The organism is Chryseotalea sanaruensis, assembly GCF_003990915.1.
Taxonomy (GTDB): Bacteria; Bacteroidota; Bacteroidia; order Cytophagales; family Cyclobacteriaceae; genus Chryseotalea; species Chryseotalea sanaruensis.
In genome coordinates this window covers 213,974-239,615 of the sequence record NZ_BHXQ01000004.1, presented here as the reverse complement: position 1 = coordinate 239,615, position 25,642 = coordinate 213,974, and the positions used below count along the sequence as shown (strand labels likewise).

Genomic DNA, 25,642 nt, shown 5'->3' with positions numbered 1-25,642 from the left:
TCTTATTAGAATCTGAAATGTGAAAACGCCTTGTTAGCTTCTGCCATGCGGTGCGTATCATCTTTTTTCTTGATCGCAGCACCTTCACCTTTAGAAGCAGCTACTATTTCAGCAGCCAACTTATCGGTCATGGTTTTTTCACCACGCAATCTAGAATAGTCGATCAACCACTTAATGCAAAGGTTCATTTTACGCTCAGGTCTGATTTCTACAGGCACCTGGAATGTAGCACCACCCACACGTCTTGACTTCACCTCTACAGATGGAGTAAGATTTGCCATGGCACGCTTCCATACCTCAAGACCACTTTCGCTGGTCTTTTTTTCTACTAATTCAAGTGCATCGTAGAAAGTGTTGTACGAAATACTCTTCTTACCATCGTACATTAGGTAGTTAACAAACTTAGTTACAAGTGTATCCTGAAATTTAGGATCAGGAAGAAGATATCTTTTCTTTGGTTTTGATTTTCTCATGACTCGCTAAGATTATTTTTTCTTTGCCGCACCTTTTGCCGCTGGAGCAGCTGCACCTGGCTTAGGACGTTTTGCACCATATTTAGAACGGCTCTGTTTACGACCATTAACACCCGCAGTATCTAAAGCACCGCGAACGATATGGTAACGAACACCTGGTAGATCTTTTACACGACCACCGCGCACTAGCACAATTGAGTGCTCTTGCAGGTTGTGTCCTTCACCCATGATGTAAGCGTTAACCTCCTTTTGGTTGGTTAGGCGCACACGAGCTACTTTACGCATCGCAGAATTTGGCTTCTTAGGCGTTGTTGTGTACACACGTGTACATACCCCTCTGCGTTGAGGGTTTGAATCAAGGGCGGGTGACTTTGACTTGAAAGTCAGCTTTGTCCGTCCTTTTCTCACAAGTTGCTGAATGGTAGGCATTTATCCTTTGTTTTTATAGACCTGTTCAAAAATAGGACTGCAAAGGTACCAAGAACCTTTTAAGACGCAAACAGGGGATTGAGAAATTTCAGTTAAATCATTGAAAAACAGACGATAAAATTAATTTTTTTAAGATTTATCTCCCTTACCTAAGCCTTTGACTACTAATTTCTTCAAAAGTAGTGGTTAAAATTGAGGTGGAATATTCCCGATGAGCATCATTCTTACTTTTTAGAGCTAAAAAGGCAAAGGTTTTATTCTGTTTTTCGATAGGTGTCTTCTTTATTTATGCTCATTCCTTAATGCTACCTCTAGCGCCAGGGTCAACATCTCTGTAGTCTTCAATTCCCTTTCTTCAGCTGCAAGGGCTTCGCCAGACAAAATGTGGTCGCTTATTGTTAAAAGGGACAGTGCCTTTACTGAAAAATATTTGGCCATAGCATATACCATACTTGTTTCCATTTCAATGGCCAGCACCCCCTTAGATACCATAGTTTGGTAGCGGTTGGACTCTTCTGCATAGAAAAGGTCGGTACTGAAAATAGTGCCTTCATGTAGCACAATGCCTGATTCCTTTGAACAAACCCTGGCCTGTTGTAATAAGTCTTGGTTTGCTTCGGGATAATCTCCTGTTGTTTTATGGTAATGTTGAACTACTCCTGAATCAGTCATGGCCTGATGCGCAAGAACAATTTGTCCGAGCTTTAATGTAGGCTGTAGAGCACCAGCAGTACCCACACGGATCACACACTTAATATTATAATCACAAATTAACTCATGCAAATACAGCGCGGTGCTAGGAATACCCATTCCTGTTCCTTGAATTGAAATTCTTTTTCCTTTATAGAGGCCGGTATAGCCCTCCATACCCCGTATATGATTATAACAAAAAGCGTTTTGCAAATGCTTAGCGAAATGTCTGGCACGTAATGGGTCTCCGGTAATCAGTACAGTCTCTGCAATTTCTCCAAGTTTTGCTTCCAGATGTAAACTCATAGGCGCTCAAATCTTTTTCTGATTAAAGATTATGTCACAACATTACCATTACAATCATCAAAACAAGATGAGAAAAGTCACAGCAATACCTGTTTTACATGCTTGCTACTAAAATGAATACTCAGGAAAAACGTTAAGCCATCATAATCAACTCTTCCTTTATTAATGAAAAAGTGAGGGTGGGTAACTGTACATTGTGCTCACAATCATTCATTAAAGTGTCAACCCAGATCATATTATCTAACTTTTGTCATCGTTCCATCAAAAGTCATTTTCCCATAATCTCGATCAGAACCCATTTTTTGAATTCGTTCGCTAACTGCCATCAGCGTGAGAATAAACATCAACAAAAAGCCGATGTTGAAAAACATATCATTTAACGAGAACAGACCCTGATAAGCCATAATTACATAACCAAACATAGCCACTGCTAGAGCGGCAGCGGCCAATATAAGTGTTACACCCTCCCGGCTTTCACTATAAGCCCGAGCAACTATAACTATAATGGATAATAATAGAATTGAACTGAGACCAAGATAGAGCTGAATGTAAGTTGTAAACAGCATTGGTGAGAACACTAATGTAAACACAGTGAAGCTAAAACAAGCGATAATGTAAATTATACGAAACACTTTACTGACCTCCTTTGGAAAAAGACTGCCTACTAAAAGGGACCCGAATAAAGTAGACAAATACAAACTGATATACTCTGTTCTTACTACAAAATGCCAATTAATATTTTCGAACCATTGAACAATTTGGTAATGATTTGAAAAAGCTGCTCGCACTACCCATGAAAAACATAACAAAGAATACAACACATACTGAATGGAACTACGCATGAAGTAAAGTACAATTCCTATTAATCCCAAAACAGTTAAGCCAGATAGCAAAATGACATTAGAAACTTCTGTTCGGTGTTGATTTTGTTTCAATTGCTCTGCCGTGCCTAACACTAACGGATTATTAATGCCAGTCCTGTAATGGTAGAAGTTAGATAGTTTGACTACTATTTCAAGTGTGTCTTTATTCTGTTCAAAAAAATAAGTATCTGGTTTCCATTGTGGTTTACTGGTTTCTTTAGCTCTGCCCACAATACCATTTTGGCCAATCAATTCGCCATTCAACCATAGTTCATATGCACAATAGACATCAGGCATTTTTAAAGCCAAGGATTGTTGACGATCAGAGGAGGCCATCAATACCTTTAAACGATACGTTCCATATTGTACGGATGATTTTCCTTCTTCTTCAGCCCACCATGATGGTACTACAACAAAAGTTTGATTTGATCTATCCAGAAAGCCATTGGATTCTGTTAATTCATTGGGGTAAAACTCCCATATACCTTTAAGGTCAATGGGCTGCTTTGAAAGTTGCCCTTGTGGAACAATAAATAATGCTTCTTGATTTGAAGTTTGCCTGGGTGTTTCATCCTTAATGGATAGCAACAGCGAGGCCATGATGATAAGTATGCTTGGGGAAAACACATGAGTAGGGTTTAGTCTGATTAAATCAAAAACCACAATTTGTGCCAATATCCCAGTTAGGGAATAGAGTTGACCATTTTAGGAAAAACGAAGTTTATAACGTTTGCAATTTTCTGTTACAGTAAAATTGTTTTCATTTTGGGAAGAAAAAGTCTCGATTTGGTATTCAATACTATGTACCCTTTTCTAGTTCACTTTCTAAATCTATAAAATATCGATATCTCTTCAGAAATAGTAACAATGGTGTGATAACAGCCAACAAAGACGATAATGAAGAAGACTAAATCGTGTTTAACAATTGCGGACAAGTCTATTAAATTCATTAAAGACAAATCTGCATTTCATGAAAATCATAAGCTTAATCATCATAACTTAAGTCCTTGGAATGGTGAGCTGAAACAATTTTACTTAAGCTCAACTTATGAATAACCCAAAAAAGCACGGTGTGATTGAGTGTGTACTGCGCATTTCCTGTTTGAACAAATCGATTCATATACCCTATCTGATATTGAACTGACTTCTTTTGCAACCCAAGTGAAAGTTGAATTCGATTTTGATCGAAGGTATTGTTAACCACTTCTTTTCCAAAATTCAGTAACACTTCATTAGATAAGGCTACGAAAGGAATATTTTTTTCAATACCAGCCATTGGAATATTCATCCTTAACCCAGTTAAAAATCTAATCCTGTTTGTAAAACCATAACCAGACTGAAGCTCTTCTGCAGTAACTACTTGTTTAAATCTTGCATCATATCGTACACGGTTTACAAAACTCAATGATTTTGAGAAGGATGAAGATGAAAGAAGTTGAGCCCATGGTCGGTGTTCTCTCCTGGTTAGTTGTGTTTGTGTAGTTGACAGCGGTAAGAGTAAAAAACCATATCCAGTTGTAATACTAAAATTTTTTGTTTGATGCGTAAGTCCGGTACGAGCAACAAAAAAACTTTCAGGCACAAAGTGAAAATCATTCCAGAGTGAAAACCGCTGACTAATTACAACCGAACTCATGTATCCGAACCAAACCTGATTTTTATCCACAACAGTCTTTTCCTGAGAAAATAATTTTAAGCTAATTAGAAGTAAGCAAATAGTATAAAAATGTACTCTTACTCGGTTTGGAATTGAGTTAAAAAGTTTCATAATCTAAAAAAATCAAGTTGTTCTTCTTAGCCGTTCAAATAACACTGCTTGATCGAGATAGGTCATCAGGTAAGGTTGATAATCAATACCTTTTGCCAGAATAAACTCCGTTACCATTTTTTTAACAGTTTCTTTTAAAACTCCAGACTTCCAGGGTTTCTCCAAATAGTGATTAATGGCAGCACTGTTAATAGCTCGAATGGTGTCTTGATGCGTAGCAAGCCCTGTCAATAAAACTTTACGTGTATCAATAAATCGATCATCACTATTCACATCGATTAAAAAATCTATACCACTTTTATCGGGCATTACATGATCAGCTATTATTAATGCAACATAGTCTCCATTTTTATAAATGGTTTCCATAATTGTCTTTGCTTCAGCAGCCGATTCACATTCTTCAATCACGAAGGCATCTTCAAAAAAGGATAGATCCTTTGCCACCGCTTGAAGTACTTCGCGCTGATCTTCAACTAGCAGAATATAAATTTTTTCCATTTTCTTAGAGTTTAGGTAATAGAACTATAAAAGATGTTTCTCCGGGAACGCTGGTAAAAGACACAGATCCCTTATAACTATCAATTATTTTTTTTACAATCGATAGACCAAGACCCAAGCCAAATGACAACCCGTTAATTTTGGTGGTAAAATTAGGTTCAAAAATCTTTTTCATCATTTCTGAATTTATTCCTGGTCCATTATCAGTAATCACAACCTTATATTCATTCCCCCCTTCTTCAATCAAAATATTAAGTGTTGGTTTTTCCGCACCAGACTGTAGCATGCTTTCACATGCATTTTTAATCAGGTTAACCCAAACTTGTACAAGATCGCCTGAGCTTGCCCATATTTTTCCATCAGTTTTTTTATCAATTTTGATACTAATATTTTTGCTCAGGTTTTTTGTTAAGATTAATGCCTTTGTCACAGTTTCATATAGTGAAGTTTCAACTGGCATTGCATTTCTGTTACTTCCTAGCTCACGAACAGACATTACTACATGCGTAGCATGCTCAGCGGCTACCCTCATATCGTGCAGTACAATAGCTGTTTCAGTAATTTGATTCAGGTCTTCAAATTTATCGAGTCCATTTTCAATCAGCCTTTCTAACTCAGCAATTGAAAGGGTTGTCTTGGCAAGTTGTTTAGCTAATTTTGTATTAATGCTGAATTTATTCTCGAGATAGAGCCGCCTCTCGCGTACTTGTGCAGTGCTCTGCTGCTGGCCACCTTCAAGTGCCCGAACAAAAACATCTTTCAAATCTTTACTCTTCAAAAAATCATTAAGTGTACTAATAAGCCATTCTGTATTGCGTTCCAAAATGCCTACTGCATTATTTAACTCATGAGCCAGTCCTGCAGCCAATTGCCCGAGAAGAATAATCTTTTCGGACTCATATAATTTCTTAATTGCCGCCTGACGTTCTTTATTTAATTCCTGGGTTAATACCTGGCGTTGATAAATCTCATTAACGATAACGGGCAGAAAATCTCTTGCAAACTTTTCCGTATTTACAAAAGAATCAGTTCGTTCCAGATAAGCAAGGTGAGTATCGGCTGCAGCAACCACCGTCAGGTAACTTTTTTGCTCGTAGCTGAAAAAACTATAAACACCTAAAAACATGTTACGCACACTCTCCATCATTTTATATTCCTTGCCGCTCTCATCCTTCAAATAACACATAAGCGAACCCTCCAATACCAAATACAATCTATTATTCTCGGTGTTTTCTGTTAACAATGTTTCACCCTTACGAACCACTATCTTTCGTGATTCATCAGAAAAATAATCTTTCTTAAGTTCAGCTAGTTTTCTGGAGGTGTTAAACTTGTGACTCATTTCAAAAAGTTTAATGCGTTCAGAATAGTCATCATCCCGATTACTACAATCAATCCAATTAAGCCAATCAATATACCAACTCTCGCTAGGTCCTTTGTCTTTATTTCCCCAGTAGCGTATGCAAGCGCATTTGGCGGAGTACTTATCGGCAGAGACATTGCACATGAAATACTTAGCGTAGTACCTACAATAATCAATTCACTTCCACCAACCAATTCAAGCCCTGAAACTGCTGTGCCGATACTTGCTATCAATGGTAAAAGAAGGTTTGCGGTAGCCGTATTAGACATAAAATTAGCCATGAACAATCCTATAAAAGCGGCCATTGCAAACAAGCTATACGGATTTAAGGATTCAAATGGAATAGCATTGATCAATGTTTTTGCCAACCCGGTTTTGTCAAGTGCCAAACCCAAAGCGATACCGCCTGATACAAGCCATAACACATCCCAACTAATTTGTTTCAAATCCTCTTTGTTAATAATACCCGTACTTAGAAACACAGTAACTGGAACCATTGCTACTACATAGGAATTCATACCATGAACAAAATCGAATAGCCACAGAAGAATGGTAAGAATAAAAGTAACATAAACAAGTACAGCTTTAGGGTTTGTCTGAAAGTCCACAGGCAGCGATACTTTAATCTGTTTGGTGTCAGATCGATAAAAAAACATTAAGAGCAACCATGCAATCGTGAGCATAATAATTACGACAGGCAAACCAAAAGCCATCCACTTCCCGAAAGCAAGATCGGATTGAGACAAAAATTTTAATGCAATGGCATTGGGTGGAGTTCCAATGGGGGTTCCAATACCACCAAGGTTAGCAGCTATGGGAATGCCTAACACAAATGCTGTGCGAGCTTTGTCTTGTGCAGGGAAAAATTTTAGCACAGGAATCAAAATAGAAAGCATCATAGCTGTTGTAGCTGTGTTACTCATAAACATGGAGAACACAGCAGTGATACACATCAATCCCAGCAAAACCCATTTTGGCTTATCTCCGAAATTTTTAAGTAATACACCCGCTATATTCTGATCAAGTCTATATTTTGTAGCCGCAGTAGCCAGAAAAAACCCACCAAGAAACAATAAGATAACTGGTGACGCGAAGGTGCCCATGATTTCCTGATGTGACATAGAAGCTCCAAAATTTCCATCTCCATGATTTTTAAAAAAAATGAATGCACTATCAGAAATCAGAAGTAGCTCAAGTGTAATTAATAAAATAGAGGTTGCATATATAGGTATCGGTTCTAACACCCAGAATAAAGCAGCTAAAAAAAATAGAACTAATACTCTGTGTTGGATAATCGTAAGGCCCTCCATGGGCAGCCAGCTTGTAGGCATAAGGGCTAACATTGTAGGAATCAAAATAGCGAAAGAAAGCTTAATCCATTTTTTATCTTTAGAGATTTTCGTTAGAGAAAACATACATCAAATTGCTTGATACATATCAAAACTACCTCTGAAGAAGTTAATAATAGATAATTAATATCAAGTGTTCGCTTGATCTTTCTCAACCACTTCCAAAACCAAAATTTACGCAAACGATGTAAACATCGTTTTTGATAAAATTTTGTTAGCATAAAAAATCACAGATCTCAACTCATTTTGGCGCCCTGAAGTGATATGACAAAACTCATCCAATTCTGTCACTTTACGATTTAGGTTTGATTTAACAAACAGCAACAACTATGAAACAGATAAATCCAACACTGCAAAAATGGGTTGATGAAGTTCAAGCCCTTGTGACACCTGATCAAGTACAATGGTGCAATGGTTCACAAAAAGAATATGATGAGATGTGCTCCTTGTTAGTGCAAAAAGGAACCTTTATAAAATTAAACGAAACTAAACGTCCTAACTCATTTGCATGCTTCTCTGATCCAAGTGATGTGGCGCGTGTTGAAGACAGAACTTTTATTTGTAGCCGAAAGAAAGAAAATGCTGGCCCAACAAATAACTGGATGGATCCTGCGGAGATGAAAGCAGAACTTAATGGTGTGCTGCAAGGCTGCATGAAAGGAAGAACCATGTACGTAATTCCGTTTAGCATGGGACCGATTGGTTCACCTATGTCCCAAATAGGTGTAGAAATAACCGACTCTGAATATGTGGTGGCCAACATGCATATTATGACGCGAGTAGGTACACGTATATTAGAAGTACTAGGTGAAACCGGAAGTTTTGTGAAATGCTTACACACAGTAGGAGCTCCGTTGGAGAAAGGCCAGGCTGATGCTAAGTGGCCATGTAACCCAACGCTGAAATATATCGTGCATTATCCTGAAGAAAGGTCTATCGTTAGTTATGGTTCAGGATATGGTGGCAATGCCTTGTTGGGTAAGAAGTGTTTTGCTTTGCGCATTGCTTCTACTATGGCACAAGAAGATGGCTGGTTGGCAGAACATATGCTTATCATGGGAGTGCAAAATCCTGCAGGAGAAAAAACCTACCTCGCTGCTGCTTTTCCTAGTGCTTGCGGAAAAACCAACTTTGCTATGCTCATCCCACCTCCAGAATTCAGTGACTGGAAAATAACAACAGTAGGAGATGATATCGCGTGGATAAAACCAGGAAAAGACGGACAGTTGCATGCTATCAATCCGGAAGCAGGATATTTTGGTGTAGCTCCGGGTACTAATGAAAAAACAAATCCAAACGCTATAAAATCTATTGCGAAAAATACAATCTTCACCAATGTAGGCGTAACTCCCGATGGTGATGTATGGTGGGAAGGATTAACAAAAGAAGTTCCCAAAGACATCATTGATTGGCAGGGAAAAAAATGGAATCCTGCAAGTGGCAAACCAGTAGCGCATGGCAACTCACGCTTTACTGCACCTGCTATTCAAAATCCTAGCATTGATGAAAATGTAGAAAACCCTAATGGTGTACCTATTAGTGCATTCATTTTTGGTGGTCGAAGAAGCACAACAGTACCGCTAGTATACCAAGCCATGAATTGGAGTTATGGTGTTTACACAGCTTCAACAATGGGCTCTGAAACTACCGCGGCAGCTTTTGGCGAGCAGGGGAAAGTGCGAAGAGATCCATTTGCTATGTTACCTTTCTGCGGTTATCATATGGCCGATTATTTTAATCACTGGTTACAATTTGGAAGAGACTTACCAGCACCTCCAAGAATCTTTAATGTAAACTGGTTTAGAAAAGATGCGCAAGGGAATTTCATGTGGCCTGGATTTGGTGACAACATGCGCATTTTGAAATGGATCACAGAACGTGTTAAAGGAAAAGCCTCTGCGGTAGAAAGCCCTATTGGATGGATGCCTCACTATGATGACATTGATTGGAGAGGTCTCAATTTTACTAAAAAACAATTTGACGAATTGATGTCAATTGATCGGGAGGCATGGAAACAAGAATTATTATCTCATGCTGAATTATTTGAGCGCATGTATGACAAACTTCCCAAAGAATATATTTTTATGCGCGAGCTAATGCTCTCCGCATTATGGCGCTCTGCCGCTCAGTGGAAGTTAGAACCAGAAACTGTTTAGTGAATTACGTTCGCGTTAATTCACTGGGGAGGTGCAAGGGGCACCTCCTTTTTTTATAACCACAGTAATACTAACCTTTAGAAGTTTAAGCCTGCCCCATTGCTCCCCCAAAATTCATAGGAAATTTAGGTGATTCAGTTGTTTGCTTAATCGCACCAAAAGATGCTTCGTATTTAGCAATGTTATCTTCAAGGGCTGCAAGTAAACGTTTAGCATGCTCTGGAGTTATAACAATTCTAGATTTAACTTTTGCCTTTGGTACTCCAGGCATAAGTCTGATAAAATCTATGACAAACTCACTATTAGAGTGGGCTATCATAGCCAGATTAGAATAGATGCCTTCTGCTACTTCTTCCGTAAGCTCTATGTTAATCTGATTTTGATTGGGTGCGGGTTTATTTTTTTCGTCAGCCATAAGTTGATTCGTTAATATGTCAATTCGTTGATTCGGTGATGTTGTGATTCGTGTATTTTCGGTGGTAACTCCCATAAAAAAGAAATGTGCTAATGAATCCACCAGCACATTTCTTAATTATCGAATCAACGAATCAATTCATTACCGAATTAATCTTGGAGTTCTTTCTCTTTACGAGGAGTACGCTCAGGAGCATTTCTCAATGCTTCGTATTCGTCTTTGTGTGTAACAAGCAAGTCGTTGAATTTACGCTGACCTGTACCAGCAGGGATCAAGTGACCTACAATCACATTTTCCTTCAAGCCATTCAGACCATCTGCTTTACCACGGATGGCAGCTTCGCTCAACACTTTAGTTGTTTCCTGGAATGATGCAGCTGACAACCAGCTTTCAGTTTTCAAGGAAGCTTGTGTGATACCTTGTAGCGTTGGTCTTGAAACCGCAGCCTGTGCATCACGCACTTCAGCCAATTTCATATCCTTGCGCTTCAATTGCGAATTCTCATCGCGGAACTCACGACCCGTTACGATCTGGCCTGGCTTGAACTTATCTGAGTCACCGGCTTCGGTTACTACTTTCTTATCCAACACCAAGTCATTCTCTTCACGGAATGTAAGTTTGTCTACCATTTCACCAGGCAAGAAGCTTGTATCACCTGAATCGATGATCTCTACTTTTTGCATCATCTGGCTAACGATACACTCAATATGCTTATCGTTGATCTTCACACCTTGCAAACGGTATACTTCCTGAATTTCATTCACTAAGTATTCCTGTACTGCCGTTGGACCTTTGATCGCCAAAATATCTGAAGGCGTAATTGAGCCATCTGATAAAGGTTGACCTGCTTTTACAAAGTCATTATCCTGCACAAGAATGTGTTTAGACAATGGCACTAAATAACGCTTCTGTACACCATCGCGTGACTCGATGAAAATTTCACGATTACCACGCTTGATACCACCATACGTTACTACACCATCGATCTCACTTACAACAGCTGGGTTAGAAGGATTTCTCGCTTCAAACAATTCTGTTACACGTGGCAGACCACCAGTAATATCGCGTGACTTACCCATTGTACGAGGAATCTTGGCAAGTACCTGACCTGCTTTGATTTTTTGTCCTTCTTCTACCGCTAAGTGAGCGCCTACCGGGATGTTATATCCCTTCGTATCGTTCTTACCCTTAACAATTACTGCAGGGTTCTTAGTCTTATCACGTGTGTCAGTAATTACTTTCTCACGGTGACCAGTCTGCTCATCTGATTCTTCTTTATAAGTTACACCTTCAATAATGGCTTCATAACCAATTTCACCATCGAATTCAGATAAGATAACTGCGTTGTAAGGATCCCAGTAGCAAAGCTCCTGACCTTTTTCAACAGTTGCACCATCTTTAATTCTTAAGAACGCACCGTAAGGAACGTTATTAGAAATCAAGACTCTTCCTTCACCATCAACAATCTTAATTTCACCAGTACGACCCATTACGATCTGTACTTTGTTGCCATCGTTATCAGTGGTATCGATAGTACGCAAACCTTCGAATTCAATCTTACCTGGGAATTTAGCCTTCACGTTTGCTTCAACAGCAATGTTCGAGGCCGTACCACCCACGTGGAATGTACGAAGTGTAAGCTGTGTACCAGGCTCACCAATTGATTGAGCAGCGATAACACCTACGGCTTCACCTGCCTGAACCATACGGCCGCTGGCAAGGTTACGTCCATAACATTTCGCACAACCACCTACTTTAGATTCGCAAGTAAGGATAGAACGAATTTCAACTTCTTCAATATTTGTCTCATCAATCTGCTTAGCAATCTCATCAGTAATTTCCTGATTCGCTGCTAATACCAATTCTTGAGTTAATGGATCATAAACATCGTGTACTGAAACACGACCTACAATACGTTCTGCCAAAGGCTCAACAATATCTTCGTTGTCTTTCAAAGCAGTTACTTTCAAACCGCGCAAGGTTCCGCAATCCTCTTCAGAAATTACAAGATCCTGTGCAACGTCTACTAATCTTCTTGTTAAGTAACCAGCATCAGCTGTTTTCAAAGCAGTATCGGCCAAACCTTTACGCGCACCGTGTGTAGAGATAAAATACTCTAATACATCTAGCCCTTCTTTGAAGTTAGATAAGATCGGGTTTTCAATGATCGAACCCACTGAACCTGCAAGGTTCTTCTGAGGTTTCGCCATCAAACCACGCATACCACCTAACTGACGAATCTGTTCACGAGAACCACGAGCACCTGAGTGCATCATCATGTAGATAGGGTTGAAGCCCTGATCATCATTTTCTAATTGATTCATCAATGTATTTGTTAACATGGTGTTAGCACGTGTCCAAATATCGATTACCTGATTGTAACGCTCGTTATCCGTGATAAGACCCATCATGTAGTTGTTCCAAACTGAATCAACTTCTTTCTGAGCATCCTTAACAAATTTCTCTTTCTCAACAGGGATCTTCACATCGTTCAATCCCATTGACAAACCACCCTTGTATGCCATCTGGAAACCAAGCTCCTTAATATCATCCAGGAATTTAGCAGTCTTAGCAAGACCAGCTAGTTTAAATACATCGGCAATAATTGTTTGAAGCTTCTTCTTAGAAAGAAGTTCATCTACAAAACCAACTTCTTCAGGTACGTATTGATTGAAGATCACGCGACCTGCAACAGTTTCAATTACCTTTTGAGTAAGCTCGCCTGTTTTCTTATCTCTAATTTTAGCTCTTACTTTAATGATGGCATTCTTAGAAAGTTTGCCTTCATTGTAAGCAATTACCAATTCTTCAACTGAATAGAATTTTCTGCCTTCACCTAATACTGCTGTTTCAGGCGTTCCTTTTCTACCTTTAGTTAGATAGTAAAGACCCAACACCATGTCCTGAGAAGGTACAGTAATAGGTGCACCGTTAGCAGGGTTTAAGATGTTGTGAGATGATAGCATCAATACAGATGCTTCCAAAATTGCTTCTTGTCCAAGTGGCACGTGTACGGCCATCTGGTCACCGTCAAAGTCAGCGTTAAATGCAGTACACACTAGAGGGTGTAACTGAATCGCTTTTCCTTCGATCAACTTAGGTTGGAAAGCCTGAATACCTAATCTGTGAAGTGTAGGAGCGCGGTTTAAAAGAACAGGATGTCCTTTTAATACGTTCTCCAAAATATCCCAGATCACAGGATCCTTGCGATCAACAATTTTCTTAGCTGACTTTACAGTCTTCACAATTCCTCTTTCGATGAGCTTGCGAATAATAAATGGTTTGAATAATTCAGCTGCCATATCTTTTGGCAGACCGCACTCATGCAATTTCAATTCAGGACCAACCACAATTACGGAACGGCCTGAGTAGTCAACACGCTTACCAAGTAAGTTCTGACGGAAACGTCCTTGCTTACCTTTCAACATGTCACTCAATGATTTCAATGCACGATTACCATCTGAACGAACCGCATTCACTTTACGTGAGTTGTCGAACAATGAGTCAACCGCTTCCTGAAGCATACGCTTCTCGTTACGAAGAATTACTTCAGGTGCTTTAATATCGATCAATCGCTTCAAACGGTTGTTACGGATAATAACACGTCTGTAAAGATCATTCAAATCTGATGTTGCAAAACGACCACCGTCCAAAGGAACAAGCGGACGAAGTTCTGGTGGAATAACCGGAACCATTTTAATCACCATCCACTCAGGCTTGTTGGTAATGCGTGTGTTTGCATCACGGAAAGCTTCTACAACTTTCAAACGCTTTAAGGCTTCTGCCTTACGTTGTTGTGAAGTATCGGTTGCTGCCTGGTGGCGCAACTCGTACGACATCTCATCAAGGTTAAGACGAGACAACAACATTTCCAATGCATCAGCACCCATCTTCGCAATGAACTTGCGAGGATCGTTGTCATCAAGCATTTGGTTTTCGCGTGGAAGTTTATCAACGATATCGAGGTATTCTTCTTCAGTTAAGAAATCAAGACGGTTGATGCTGTCTTCTTCTTTAACACCTGGTTGGATAACCACATAGCGTTCGTAGTAAATGATCTGATCTAATTTCTTGGTAGCAAGACCAAGCAAGTAACCAATCTTATTCGGTAAAGAACGGAAATACCAGATATGAGCAACAGGTACCACCAATTCGATGTGACCCATGCGCTCGCGTCTTACTTTCTTCTCAGTAACTTCTACACCACAACGGTCGCAGATGATACCCTTGTAGCGAATACGCTTGTATTTACCGCAATGACATTCCCAATCCTTTACAGGACCAAAAATACGCTCACAGAACAAACCGCCCATTTCAGGCTTGTACGTTCTGTAGTTGATGGTCTCTGGTTGTGTAACCTCACCATGCGAGCTTTCCAAAATAGATTCCGGAGAAGCTAAGCTGATGGTGATTTTAGAGAAATCGCTGTTGATCTTTTTATTTTTTCTGAAAGACATCTCTGTGTTGTTTAGTCTTTAGTACTATTCTTAGTTGTTCGTTGTTGGTTGTTAGTTGTTTGCAACTCTAAATGAGTAACCAACAACTAACAACGATCAACGTTAATTAATCCATTGTAATTTCAAGAGCAAGACCTCTGAGTTCGTGCACCAATACGTTGAACGATTCAGGAATATTTGGCTTGCGCATGTTCTCTCCTTTTACAATTGATTCGTATGCTTTTGCACGACCAATTACGTCATCAGACTTAATCGTCAGGATTTCCTGAAGGATGTGCGATGCACCGAAGGCCTCAATCGCCCACACTTCCATTTCTCCGAAACGCTGACCACCGAATTGTGCCTTACCACCCAATGGCTGTTGCGTAATGAGTGAGTACGGTCCGATAGAACGTGCGTGCATCTTATCATCAACCAAGTGACCAAGTTTAAGCATGTACGCCACACCTACGGTTACAGGCTGATCGAATTTCACACCGGATAACCCATCGTATAAATAAGTTCTTCCGTATTCAGGTAAACCCGCTTCATTCAACTCATTCTGTACTTCTTCAATAGAGGCACCATCGAAAATCGGAGTTGCATACTTGCGACCCAATTTCTTGCCGGCCCACGCCAATACTGCTTCATACAACTGACCCAAGTTCATACGAGAAGGTACACCAAGCGGGTTCAGGCAAATGTCAACAGGTGTTCCATCTTCCAGGAATGGCATATCTTCATCACGTACGATACGGGCTACAACACCCTTGTTACCGTGACGCCCCGCCATCTTATCACCTACTTTCAACTTGCGTTTTTTCGCAATGTATACTTTCGCTAACTGAACTATACCTGTTGGTAACTCATCACCTACTTCCAGTGTAAAACGCTCGCGCTTAAATTCACCTGAAATGGTATTGCGTTTTAAGATGTAGTTCTTAGTCAACTGTGCTACAAGATCATTGGTATGGTCATCTGTTGTCCAGTTTTCTAATGATACGTCAGCAATCAAGTTCACTTCTTCAGGAACTGCATAGTTGCTTTCATCACGGTAGATGTTCTTATCAGGGAAGAGGTTGTTCTCAATTACTTTCGCAGAGAACTTAACGCCTTTACTTACTAATTCATCACCGAACTTATGTTTTACACCGTTGCTGGTTTTAGTATTCAACAAAGCGCTCAACTTCTTGATCATTTCATTGCGCAGGTCAGTCAATTGCTTGCTGTAGCGGTTCTTTAATGCATCAAGTTCTTTCTTGTTTTTAGTACGAAGATCTTTGTCACGTTTAGGACGTGAGAACAATTTCGTTTCTATAACCACACCTTTCAATGATGGTGGTGCCTTCATAGAAGCATCCTTCACATCACCAGCCTTATCACCGAAGATTGCACGAAGTAGTTTTTCTTCTGGTGTTGGATCTGTTTCACCCTTAGGTGTGATCTTACCAATAAGAATATCACCTTCTTTCACTTCAGCTCCAACGCGGATGATACCGTTTTCGTCAAGGTTTTTAACAGCCTCTTCGCTTACGTTAGGAATTTCAGAGGTTAATTCTTCTTCACCACGCTTAGTATCACGAACCTCAAGTTCGAATTCTTCAATGTGGATAGATGTGTAAATATCATCGCGTACAACACGCTCAGAAATTACAATCGCATCTTCAAAGTTATATCCCTGCCAAGGCATGTAAGCCACTACCAAGTTACGACCTAAGGCGAGTTCACCACCTTGTGTTGCATATCCCTGACATAATGGTTGCCCTTTCACAACTTTATCACCCTTTCTTACAAGAGGTGTTAAGTTGATACAAGTATCCTGGTTAGTTCTGCGGAACTTGATCAGGTTATATGTTTTGTATTCGTTATCGAAGTGTACAAGCTCTTGCTCCTCAGAGCGCTCGTACTTCACTACAATTTTCTTTGCATCAACATAATCAACCACACCTGCACCTTCAGACAATACCAATGTGCGTGAATCCAACGCGATACGGCTTTCAAGACCAGTACCAACGATTGGGGCTTCAGGGCGCATTAAAGGCACTGCCTGACGTTGCATGTTCGAACCCATCAGGGCACGGTTAGCATCGTCATGTTCAAGGAAAGGAATCATAGAAGCCGCTACAGATACGATCTGGTTAGGAGCCACATCCATGTAACGAAGTTCTTTAGGTTCAACCACAGGGAAGTCACCTTCAAAACGTGCTTTTACCTTCTCATCGGTTAGTTCTCCTGTAGAAGATATCTTAGCGTTTGCCTGTGCGATATAATGTGTATCCTCCTCTTCTGCTGTTAAGAAGATGATAGAATCTTTCATTTTTACTTTACCATCTTCAATCTTACGGTAAGGTGTTTCGATGAAGCCCATCTTGTTCACTTTTGCGTGAACGCAGAGAGACGAAATCAAACCGATGTTCGGACCTTCCGGAGTTTCAATAGTACAAAGGCGACCGTAGTGAGTATAGTGAACGTCACGTACCTCGAAGCCTGCACGCTCTCTTGAGAGACCGCCTGGACCGAGTGCCGACATTCTGCGCTTGTGCGTAATCTCGGCCAGTGGATTGGTTTGATCCATAAACTGGCTAAGCTGGTTAGTACCAAAGAATGAGTTGATAACAGAAGACAAGGTGCGCGCGTTGATCAGATCAACAGGCTTAAAGTCTTCGTTGTCACGAACGTTCATTCTTTCTTTAATGGTACGCGCCATACGGGCAAGACCTACACCGAATTGGGTGTAAAGCTGCTCACCTACAGTACGCACACGTCTGTTACTCAAGTGATCGATATCATCGATCAAGGCTTTTGAATTGATCAAACCGATCAAATACTTAACAATAAGGATGATGTCATCCTTGGTAAGTACACGATGATCGTAGCTCAATTCAAGACCTAATTTTTTATTGATACGGTAACGACCTACTTCACCAAGATCATAACGCTTCTCACTAAAGAATAAGCTGTTGATGATATCGCGTGCTGTTTGTTCGTCAGGCGCTTCAGTATTTCTTAATTGACGGTAGATGTATTCAACTGCCTCTTTTTCAGAGTTAGAATTATCTTTCGCTAAAGTGTTGAAGATAATTGTGTAATCAGCTACGTTGATATCATCGCGGTGAAGAATGATTGACTTAACACCTGATTCAACAATCGTATCTGTATCTTCAGCTGAAAGAACGTGGTCACGCTCTAACAACACTTCGTTACGGTCGATAGATACTACTTCACCAGTATCTTCATCCACGAAGTCTTCAGTCCATGTTTTCAACACCCTTGCTGCAAGCTTGCGGCCTACTACTTTCTTCAAGGTGTTTTTGTTAGCCTCCACTTCTTCAGACAAGCCGAATAAGTCAAGGATATCTTTATCAGTACCATAACCAATTGCGCGAAGCAAGGTGGTTACAGGGAATTTCTTCTTACGGTCGATGTACGCATACATTACGCTGTTCACGTCAGTGGCAAATTCTATCCACGACCCTTTGAAAGGAATGATACGAGCCGAATATAGTTTAGTGCCATTTGTGTGCTTGCTCATAGCAAAGAACACGCCTGGTGAACGGTGTAATTGAGACACGATAACGCGCTCTGCTCCGTTGATGACGAACGACCCGCGTTCAGTCATATAAGGAATGTTACCAAGGAACACTTCCTGTTCGATGGTTTCAAAATCTTCGTTGTCCTCGTCATTACAAGTGAGGCGCAACTTGGCTTTTAAAGGCACAGAGAAAGTCAAGCCTCTGTCGATACACTCATCAACTGAGTATTTCGGAGGATCGATAGTATAGTCCACAAACTCAAGCACAAAGTTTTCGCGCGAGTCGCTGATGGGAAAATTCTCTGCGAATACTTTAAACAAGCCTTCGTTTTGACGTTTCTCTGCAGGTGTTTCAATTTGCAGGAAATCCTGAAAAGACTGGAGTTGAAGATCCAGAAAATCGGGGTAATCTATTACGCGGTCGATGGATGAGAAATCGATACGACCATTAGAATTTTTCTTTGCCAAGGTTAATTTTTTTAGGTGCCTGGACTCTTGAAAGAACTTTGGGTAGAAATGGGAAAAGACCCTGTACCATTTTGACACGGAACAGGGTCTGTGAAGATGGTGTGAAGACGCTACCCAGCGTATCTCACCAACCGAAGGGAATTATTTCAATTCTACTTCAGCACCAGCTTCTACAAGCTGCTTCTTCAAGTTTTCAGCTTCGTCCTTAGGAAGACCTTCTTTGATAGTCTTAGGCGCGCCATCAACTACATCTTTAGCTTCTTTCAAGCCAAGACCAGTCAATTCTTTAACAAGCTTCACGATTTGAAGTTTGTTAGCACCAGCGCTTTTCAAAACTACATCGAAGTTAGTCTTAGCTTCAGGGGCAGCAGCGCCACCAGCAGCAGGACCAGCAACCGCTACAGCAGCAGCAGCAGGCTCGATTCCGTATGTTTCTTTTAGGTAAGAAGCTAATTCGTTTACTTCTTTAACTGTGAGTTCAACTAGTTGATCTCCAAGTGCTTTAACATCAGCCATTTTTGTAAAATTTAAAAGTTTTTAATTCAGTTAATTATTGTTTTGAGGCGCGTTCTTCCAAAGACTTCACCAAACCGGCCACGGTATGCTTTCCGCTCTGAAGAGCAGAGATAACATTCTTGGCAGGTGATTGAAGTAATGCAATAACATCACCGATGAGCTCATTTTTGCTCTTAAGCTCGCTGAGCATGTTCAGGTTCTCAGCACCGATAAATAAATCGGATGATACTGAGGCGGCCTTTAGTGCAGGTCTGCCATCCAGTTTCTTATGGTATTCCTTCAGAACTTTTGCAGGTGCATTACCGATCTCTTTAGAGAACATAACGCCTGAAAATCCTTTTAATACTGTGAATACTGGAGAGAAATCCGTGCCTTCTTGTGCTTCTAAAGCTTTGCGAATAAGTGTGTTCTTGTAAACACGGTATTCAATTCCACTTTTAAAGCACATTCTTCTAAATGCATTTACCTGTGCTACGGTTAAACCGCTGGCATCGGTAATGTAGAAGTGCGCGTTTTCTGCAAACTTGCCTTTCAGCTCTTCTATTATCTGTTCTTTTTCGTCTCTGGTCATGTCTTAAAAATCTTAAATGCCAGCAATTGTACCTTTGTCAAGGATGATACCCGGGCTCATAGTAGTCGAAATAGTGATACTTCTGAAGTATTCACCTTTCGCAGAGGCGGGTTTCAACTTTGCCACAGTGTTGATCATTTCCATTGCGTTGTCGCGGATCTTATCAGGAGAGAAAGAAGCCTTACCAATGCTTACATGGATAATACCGGTTTTGTCGATTTTAAAATCGATTTTACCAGCCTTCACTTCTGTTACTGCTTTTCCTACGTCAAGCGTTACTGTACCTGACTTAGGGTTTGGCATTAAACCACGAGGGCCCAATACTTTACCCAACTTACCCACCTTAGCCATTACGGTTGGCGTACAGATGATCACATCGATATCTGTCCATCCACCTTCGATCTTAGTGATATAGTCGTCAAGTCCTACGTGTTCTGCACCAGCATCTTTCGCAGCCTGAACCTTGTCAGGCGTACACAATACCAATACACGAACTGTCTTACCGATACCGTGAGGCAATGCAACTACGCCACGCACCATTTGATCAGACTTCTTAGGGTCAACGCCCAAGCGGATGTCTAAATCAACAGATGAATCAAATTTGACGAAGGTTATATCCTTCAACATTTTTGAGGCGTCTTCGAGAGAGAATTCTTTCTCGAGGTTGAATTTTGCCAAAACGGCCTTTCTATTTTTTGAAATCTTTGCCATGTTCAATGATTCTTTTTCGTTGAACTTAATTTTCCCACGGTGGAGTACCACTTACTGTAACACCCATGCTACGCGCTGTACCGGCAATCATCTTCATGGCTGACTCTACTTTAAAAGCATTTAAGTCAGGCATTTTGAGTTCTGCGATGGTCTTCACCTGTTCCCAGGAGATAGAACCAATCTTTGCACGGTTAGGCTCAGCGGAACCCTTCTGCTTCTTCATCGCTTCAAGGATGAGGTTAGCAGCGGGCGGTGTTTTAATGACGAAGTCAAACGACTTGTCATTGTAAATAGTAATGAGAACGGGCAATACTTGTCCTGGTTTGTCTTGCGAACGGGCGTTGAACTGCTTACAGAAATCCATAATGTTCAAACCCTTGCTACCCAAAGCCGGACCAATTGGCGGTGACGGGTTAGCGGCACCACCTTTTACCTGAAGTTTCAGATAACCTGTAATTTCCTTTGCCATTGCTACTTAGTCTAGCTTTTCAACTTGCATATAACTCAACTCAACAGGGGTGTTTCGTCCGAAGATTTTCACCATCACGTTAAGTTTCTTTTTGTCTTCGAATATTTCCTCTACAGAACCTGTGAAGCCACTGAACGGTCCGTCCATTACTTTCACTTGTTCTCCCTTAATGTAAGGGGTGTCGAGTTTTTCTTCAAAGCTGTCAATCTCATCAACTTTGCCGAGAATTCTGTTAACCTCTGATTGACGAAGAGGAACAGGAATCTTGGAAGCCCCGGTGCCGTTGTTGCCCAAGAATCCGATTACACCTGGTATTTCGTTTACCATGTGGAATGCTTTTTCATTGGACATATCTGCACTAATGAGGATGTAACCCGGAAAAAAGCTGCGCTCACGTACACGCTTTTTACCGCCCCTCATTTCGTACACTTTCTCTGAAGGTATAAGCACTTGCGGAATTGCTTCAGCAAGCTTGGAACGCTCGATCTCCGTTTCCAGGTAAGATTTTACTTTCTTTTCCTGGCCACTGACAGCGCGTAATACGTACCACTTAAGTTCGCCCATACCCTATTAAAATTCACTGTAAAACCACTCTAACCCTGACTTGAAAACCCAGTCAATAGCGCCAATAACCAAAGCAAAAATGGTAGAGGCTACCAATACCAAAATGGCACTGCTTTGCAACTCGCTATACTTGGTCCACGAAACCTTGTTTTTGATTTCGTCCCAGGATTCAGATAAATAGGTTGTTATCTTTTCCATACAACTCTTTTTGTTTGCTGCCTCTCAGCAGATTGTCTCCTAAACAACTGTTTAAGAGGTTTTTACCTTTGGCCTAAGCTTTAGATAATTTTTGCACGGGCGGAGAGATTCGAACTCCCATCTGCGGTTTTGGAGACCGTAATTCTACCCTTGAACTACGCCCGTTTGTTTATTTTATCCTCACCACACTACTTCAGGTCAAGTTTAAAATTTAACCAGACTCCCTAATCCTCTGAATAACACACGTTTACACCTGTATCCAAATTCAAAAGGACTGCAAAGGTATAAATCGGCTAATAGAAAACAAAGGCGTTCCAGAATTTTAGTTCCGGAACGCCTTTTTTAAGCTTTTCGTAGTGATATTCTACGATCCCACATATAATGTGGTGCCGGTATGAATCCGGCACAGCCTTGTTTAAATTTATTAATCCAAGATCTCAGTAACCTGACCAGATCCTACAGTACGGCCACCTTCGCGGATAGCGAAACGAAGACCTTTTTCCATAGCAATTTTGTTGATCAAAGTAACTTCGATAGATACGTTATCACCAGGCATAACCATTTCTACACCAGCAGGCAACATAACTTCACCAGTTACGTCAGTTGTACGGAAATAGAACTGAGGACGGTATTTGTTAAAGAATGGTGTGTGACGACCACCTTCTTCCTTGCTCAATACGTAAACCTCTGCTTTGAATTTAGCGTGAGGCGTAACTGAGTTAGGCTTACAGATAACCATACCACGAGCGATTTGCTCTTTTTCAATACCACGTAACAATAGGCCTACGTTATCACCAGCTTCACCTCTGTCAAGGATCTTACGGAACATTTCCACACCTGTGATTGTAGATTCTAAGTTCTCAGCACCCATACCTAGGATTTGAACTTTGTCACCTGAGTTGATGATACCACGCTCAATACGACCAGTAGCAACAGTACCACGACCAGTGATTGAGAACACGTCTTCAACAGGCATCAAGAAATCTTTGTCGATCAAACGAACAGGAAGAGGAATGAATGTATCTACTGCATTCATTAATTCATCTATTTTCTCAACCCACTTCGGCTCGCCATTCAAACCACCCAAAGCAGAACCACGGATAACTGGAGTGTCATCGCCAGGGAATTTGTATGATGATAAAAGTTCGCGGATTTCCATTTCAACCAGGTCTAACAATTCTGCATCGTCAACCAAGTCTACTTTGTTCATAAATACCACAAGAGCAGGTACACCTACCTGACGAGCCAAAAGAATGTGCTCGCGAGTTTGAGGCATAGGTCCATCAGTAGCAGCTACTACAAGGATAGCACCGTCCATTTGGGCAGCACCAGTAACCATGTTTTTCACATAGTCAGCGTGACCTGGACAGTCAACGTGTGCATAGTGACGGTTTTCTGTAGCGTATTCTACGTGTGAAGTATTGATAGTGATACCTCTTTCTTTTTCTTCAGGAGCGTTGTCGATTGAAGAGAAGTCGCGCATTGCTGCAAGACCTTTCTTAGCCAATACTTGAGTGATTGCAGCAGTAAGCGTTGTTTTACCGTGGTCAACGTGACCGATGGTACCAACGTTAACGTGCGGTTTTGAGCGGTCAAATGTTTCTTTTGCCATATTTGAAAATCCCAGTTAAAGTTTAAAAGTGTATAGTTAATTTAATTAGTTACTAGCTATTGCCTCCTTTTACAGAAGCTTATACACCCCAAACATGATATGCCTGTCGAATAAGGGTTATTCGATGAAATTCCTGGATTGCTTTCTTGATGGTCGCTACGCATCGGCAAAAAGGAAATTTCAAAATTTCAAATTTCAAATGTTAAGAATGCCTCGTTTGGCAATCCTTTTTCAAATTACTTAGAGCTGTTGAAGAGAATTGAACTCTCGACCTCTTCCTTACCAAGGAAGTGCTCTACCCCTGAGCTACAACAGCGGATCAATTCAAAATTTCAAATTTCAAATTCAAAATTCTGTCATAATCAAAGGTTTCAACTTCAAATTCAAGCCCATTTGAAATTTGGAACTTTGAATTTGAAATTAATCCGAGCGGGAGACGAGGCTCGAACCCGCGACCTATAGCTTGGAAGGCTATCGCTCTACCAACTGAGCTACTCCCGCAAATAAATTTCAGATTTTAAATTTCAGATTCCAGATTTAAAGCAATCTGATATTTGAAATATTGAATTTGAAATTTCTAGTGGGGGAAATAGGATTCGAACCTATGAAGTCATACGACAACAGATTTACAGTCTGTCCCAGTTGGCCGCTTTGGTATTCCCCCTCAGTATTTTTAAGAACGCTCTGCACCTTTTTAAGGGTGCTCCTAAAAAATAGGAGTGCAAAATTATACGCTTTTATACTTTTTCAAAACTTTATCCTCGTATTTGATCAGTATTTCTTTCAGATATGCTATAAAAGGGGTGAAAATCTGGAATTATTTGAGGTGAGCTCCTTTTTTGAGAACCCTTTTACATGATTATAATCTCTTTAACCGATTCTTTACCAAACTCTTTCTGGAAAATCTCGATCACTTTAGTCTTGTGGAAAGAGAAGTCGCTTTTAATGGTTGGTGAATCAAATTCAACAAATAAGACTGCGTTTTTAAGCCAAATCCGTTTGGTTCGTTTGGCAATAGGCTTGCCCACTAAGCGTTCCCACGAGGCCAGCACCGATTTTTCATCGAAACGATCTTTCAGTCTGTAGGTCTGTAGCAAATCTTGCAAGGCCTGCCCTACTGATTGAATTTCATCCCTTTTCTTGCGTATAGCCACTGATTTCTCCTTTTTCTACTGTAAAAATTTTTCTTTCCAGATTTACCACGTCCAACAGGTGCAAAGTACGATCCGGCCGGGCATCAGTTAAGAAAACCTGACCAAAGGTCGGGAATAGTTTTAATAATTGTCCAATACGTTCACTGTCAAGCTTATCAAAGACATCGTCTAATAATAATACAGGATAAAAACCTTTATGCTGTTTAAGAATTTCAAGCTGAGCCAGCTTCATGGATAGGACAAATGATTTTTGCTGACCTTGTGACCCAAGTTTTTTCAGGTCGCCTTCGCCTAATAAAAAAATAAAATCATCGCGATGTATCCCGAAACTTGTTCGTTGCAAAGCGAGGTCTTTTGTCCTGCCTTTGAGTAGTCCCTCTTTATAATCCTCCTCTATTAACTGAGATGAATAGCGAAGATTCACTGGCTCATTTGCCACTAAAAGTTGATAGTACCGTTGAAAGACTCCAAGAAATTCCTCAATAAAGCTGAGGCGCTTCTGAAAAAGTTGCTGCCCCAATGGCGCAAGCAGGTCATCGTATGACTCAATCATTACCCAATCTTGTCTTCCCGATTCCGCAAACATTTTAAGCAAGCCATTGCGCTGTTTCAAACAGTGGTTGTAACGCATCAAACTATCCAAATACACTTTATCAAATTGAGAAATGAGCGTATCGAAAAATCTACGCCTTGCTTCGCTGCCATCTTTTACAAGATCAACATCATCGGGCAGTACCAATACGGCAGGGTACTTACCGATATGCTCGCTTAGTTTGGCATAATCTTGCCCGTCTTCGCGGAAAATTTTCTTCTGGCCAACCTGTAGACCCAGGGTTAAATCATGTGCTTTGCCTTCTTTGGTAAAGGTGCCCCGCACAACCAACTGGTTTTCGCCTTCCTTAATATAGTGTTGATCGGCAGATGAGATTGCTCCCTTGGTAAATGCCAGACTATAAATGGCGTCTAGTAAATTAGTCTTACCACTCCCATTTTTACCAACTAAAATATTTAAGTGCTTAGAAAAGGTGATGTCAGCCTCCGCATAATTTTTAAAATTGAATAAGTGGAGGTGATCGAGCGTCATTAAGTCGTTGGTAGCTG

Annotated in this window: 21 protein-coding genes and 4 tRNA genes; 1 reads left to right on the top strand and 24 read right to left on the bottom strand. The window is 40.6% G+C overall.

All coding sequences use genetic code 11. The features are described 5' to 3' along the window. Positions 1–5: 5 nt before the first annotated feature. From rpsG to SanaruYs_RS11780, 8 genes are all read right to left on the bottom strand, one after another. Positions 6–473 (bottom strand): 30S ribosomal protein S7, encoded by a 468-nt coding sequence (rpsG, locus tag SanaruYs_RS11815; RefSeq protein ID WP_127122765.1) that lies wholly within the window; start codon positions 471–473, stop codon positions 6–8. A gap of 12 nt (positions 474–485) precedes the next feature. Continuing rightward, on the bottom strand, positions 486–902 hold the full coding sequence (gene rpsL / locus SanaruYs_RS11810; protein ID WP_127122764.1) for a 30S ribosomal protein S12: 417 nt from the start codon (positions 900–902) through the stop codon (positions 486–488). Between the two features lie 282 nt (positions 903–1,184). After that, positions 1,185–1,898, bottom strand: coding sequence for a purine-nucleoside phosphorylase (gene deoD, locus SanaruYs_RS11805; protein WP_127122763.1), 714 nt, complete (start codon positions 1,896–1,898; stop codon positions 1,185–1,187). Between the two features lie 236 nt (positions 1,899–2,134). Beyond that, positions 2,135–3,388: a 7TM diverse intracellular signaling domain-containing protein gene (locus SanaruYs_RS11800; RefSeq protein WP_127122762.1), complete on the bottom strand. Its 1,254-nt coding sequence runs from the start codon at positions 3,386–3,388 to the stop codon at positions 2,135–2,137. Between the two features lie 358 nt (positions 3,389–3,746). Beyond that, a complete protein-coding gene (locus SanaruYs_RS11795; RefSeq protein ID WP_127122761.1) occupies positions 3,747–4,529 on the bottom strand; it encodes a DUF2490 domain-containing protein in 783 nt (260 codons plus the stop codon). 12 nt (positions 4,530–4,541) lie between these two features. Then, positions 4,542–5,027 (bottom strand): response regulator, encoded by a 486-nt coding sequence (locus tag SanaruYs_RS11790; protein ID WP_127122760.1) that lies wholly within the window; start codon positions 5,025–5,027, stop codon positions 4,542–4,544. Positions 5,028–5,031: 4 nt separating this feature from the next. After that, positions 5,032–6,369, bottom strand: coding sequence for an ATP-binding protein (locus SanaruYs_RS11785; RefSeq protein ID WP_127122759.1), 1,338 nt, complete (start codon positions 6,367–6,369; stop codon positions 5,032–5,034). After that, the gene (locus SanaruYs_RS11780) at positions 6,366–7,805 is read right to left on the bottom strand and encodes an SLC13 family permease (protein ID WP_127122758.1); all 1,440 of its coding nucleotides are present in this window, start codon (positions 7,803–7,805) and stop codon (positions 6,366–6,368) included. The genes SanaruYs_RS11785 and SanaruYs_RS11780 overlap by 4 nt, the downstream gene beginning before the upstream one ends. A gap of 263 nt (positions 7,806–8,068) precedes the next feature. Between SanaruYs_RS11780 and SanaruYs_RS11775 the strand changes: the two genes are divergently transcribed. Continuing rightward, positions 8,069–9,895 carry a phosphoenolpyruvate carboxykinase (GTP) gene (locus SanaruYs_RS11775; RefSeq protein WP_127122757.1) on the top strand — a complete coding sequence of 609 codons (1,827 nt, stop codon included), beginning with the start codon at positions 8,069–8,071 and terminating at the stop codon, positions 9,893–9,895. A gap of 85 nt (positions 9,896–9,980) precedes the next feature. Here SanaruYs_RS11775 and SanaruYs_RS11770 read toward each other — a convergent pair whose 3' ends face one another. From SanaruYs_RS11770 to recF, 16 genes are all read right to left on the bottom strand, one after another. Continuing rightward, a complete protein-coding gene (locus SanaruYs_RS11770) occupies positions 9,981–10,310 on the bottom strand; it encodes a DUF3467 domain-containing protein (protein WP_127122756.1) in 330 nt (109 codons plus the stop codon). Positions 10,311–10,459: 149 nt separating this feature from the next. After that, a complete protein-coding gene (rpoC, locus tag SanaruYs_RS11765) occupies positions 10,460–14,767 on the bottom strand; it encodes a DNA-directed RNA polymerase subunit beta' (RefSeq protein WP_127122755.1) in 4,308 nt (1,435 codons plus the stop codon). Positions 14,768–14,873: 106 nt separating this feature from the next. Beyond that, positions 14,874–18,746: a DNA-directed RNA polymerase subunit beta gene (gene rpoB, locus SanaruYs_RS11760; RefSeq protein ID WP_127122754.1), complete on the bottom strand. Its 3,873-nt coding sequence runs from the start codon at positions 18,744–18,746 to the stop codon at positions 14,874–14,876. A 141-nt stretch (positions 18,747–18,887) separates the two neighbouring features. Then, positions 18,888–19,262, bottom strand: coding sequence for a 50S ribosomal protein L7/L12 (gene rplL / locus SanaruYs_RS11755; protein ID WP_127122753.1), 375 nt, complete (start codon positions 19,260–19,262; stop codon positions 18,888–18,890). Positions 19,263–19,296: 34 nt separating this feature from the next. Next, complete coding sequence (gene rplJ, locus SanaruYs_RS11750) at positions 19,297–19,833, bottom strand: 50S ribosomal protein L10 (RefSeq protein WP_127122752.1); 537 nt, start codon at positions 19,831–19,833, stop codon at positions 19,297–19,299. Positions 19,834–19,845: 12 nt separating this feature from the next. Beyond that, complete coding sequence (rplA, locus tag SanaruYs_RS11745) at positions 19,846–20,544, bottom strand: 50S ribosomal protein L1 (RefSeq protein WP_127122751.1); 699 nt, start codon at positions 20,542–20,544, stop codon at positions 19,846–19,848. Between the two features lie 25 nt (positions 20,545–20,569). After that, positions 20,570–21,013 (bottom strand): 50S ribosomal protein L11, encoded by a 444-nt coding sequence (rplK, locus tag SanaruYs_RS11740; RefSeq protein ID WP_127122750.1) that lies wholly within the window; start codon positions 21,011–21,013, stop codon positions 20,570–20,572. Positions 21,014–21,019: 6 nt separating this feature from the next. Then, positions 21,020–21,577: a transcription termination/antitermination protein NusG gene (nusG, locus tag SanaruYs_RS11735; protein WP_127122749.1), complete on the bottom strand. Its 558-nt coding sequence runs from the start codon at positions 21,575–21,577 to the stop codon at positions 21,020–21,022. A gap of 6 nt (positions 21,578–21,583) precedes the next feature. Continuing rightward, positions 21,584–21,775, bottom strand: a complete 192-nt coding sequence (gene secE / locus SanaruYs_RS11730) for a preprotein translocase subunit SecE (protein ID WP_127122748.1) — start codon at positions 21,773–21,775, stop codon at positions 21,584–21,586. Positions 21,776–21,869: 94 nt separating this feature from the next. Further along, a tRNA-Trp gene (locus SanaruYs_RS11725) sits at positions 21,870–21,940 on the bottom strand. Positions 21,941–22,199: 259 nt separating this feature from the next. Then, positions 22,200–23,387, bottom strand: coding sequence for an elongation factor Tu (gene tuf / locus SanaruYs_RS11720; protein WP_127122747.1), 1,188 nt, complete (start codon positions 23,385–23,387; stop codon positions 22,200–22,202). 244 nt (positions 23,388–23,631) lie between these two features. Beyond that, positions 23,632–23,703: transfer RNA gene (locus SanaruYs_RS11715), tRNA-Thr, on the bottom strand. A 112-nt stretch (positions 23,704–23,815) separates the two neighbouring features. Next, positions 23,816–23,888, bottom strand: a tRNA-Gly gene (locus tag SanaruYs_RS11710). A gap of 80 nt (positions 23,889–23,968) precedes the next feature. Beyond that, positions 23,969–24,051: transfer RNA gene (locus tag SanaruYs_RS11705), tRNA-Tyr, on the bottom strand. A gap of 187 nt (positions 24,052–24,238) precedes the next feature. Then, positions 24,239–24,541 (bottom strand): DciA family protein, encoded by a 303-nt coding sequence (locus SanaruYs_RS11700; RefSeq protein ID WP_127122746.1) that lies wholly within the window; start codon positions 24,539–24,541, stop codon positions 24,239–24,241. Beyond that, positions 24,516–25,625: a DNA replication/repair protein RecF gene (gene recF, locus SanaruYs_RS11695; protein ID WP_127122745.1), complete on the bottom strand. Its 1,110-nt coding sequence runs from the start codon at positions 25,623–25,625 to the stop codon at positions 24,516–24,518. The genes SanaruYs_RS11700 and recF overlap by 26 nt, the downstream gene beginning before the upstream one ends. Positions 25,626–25,642 lie beyond the last annotated feature (17 nt).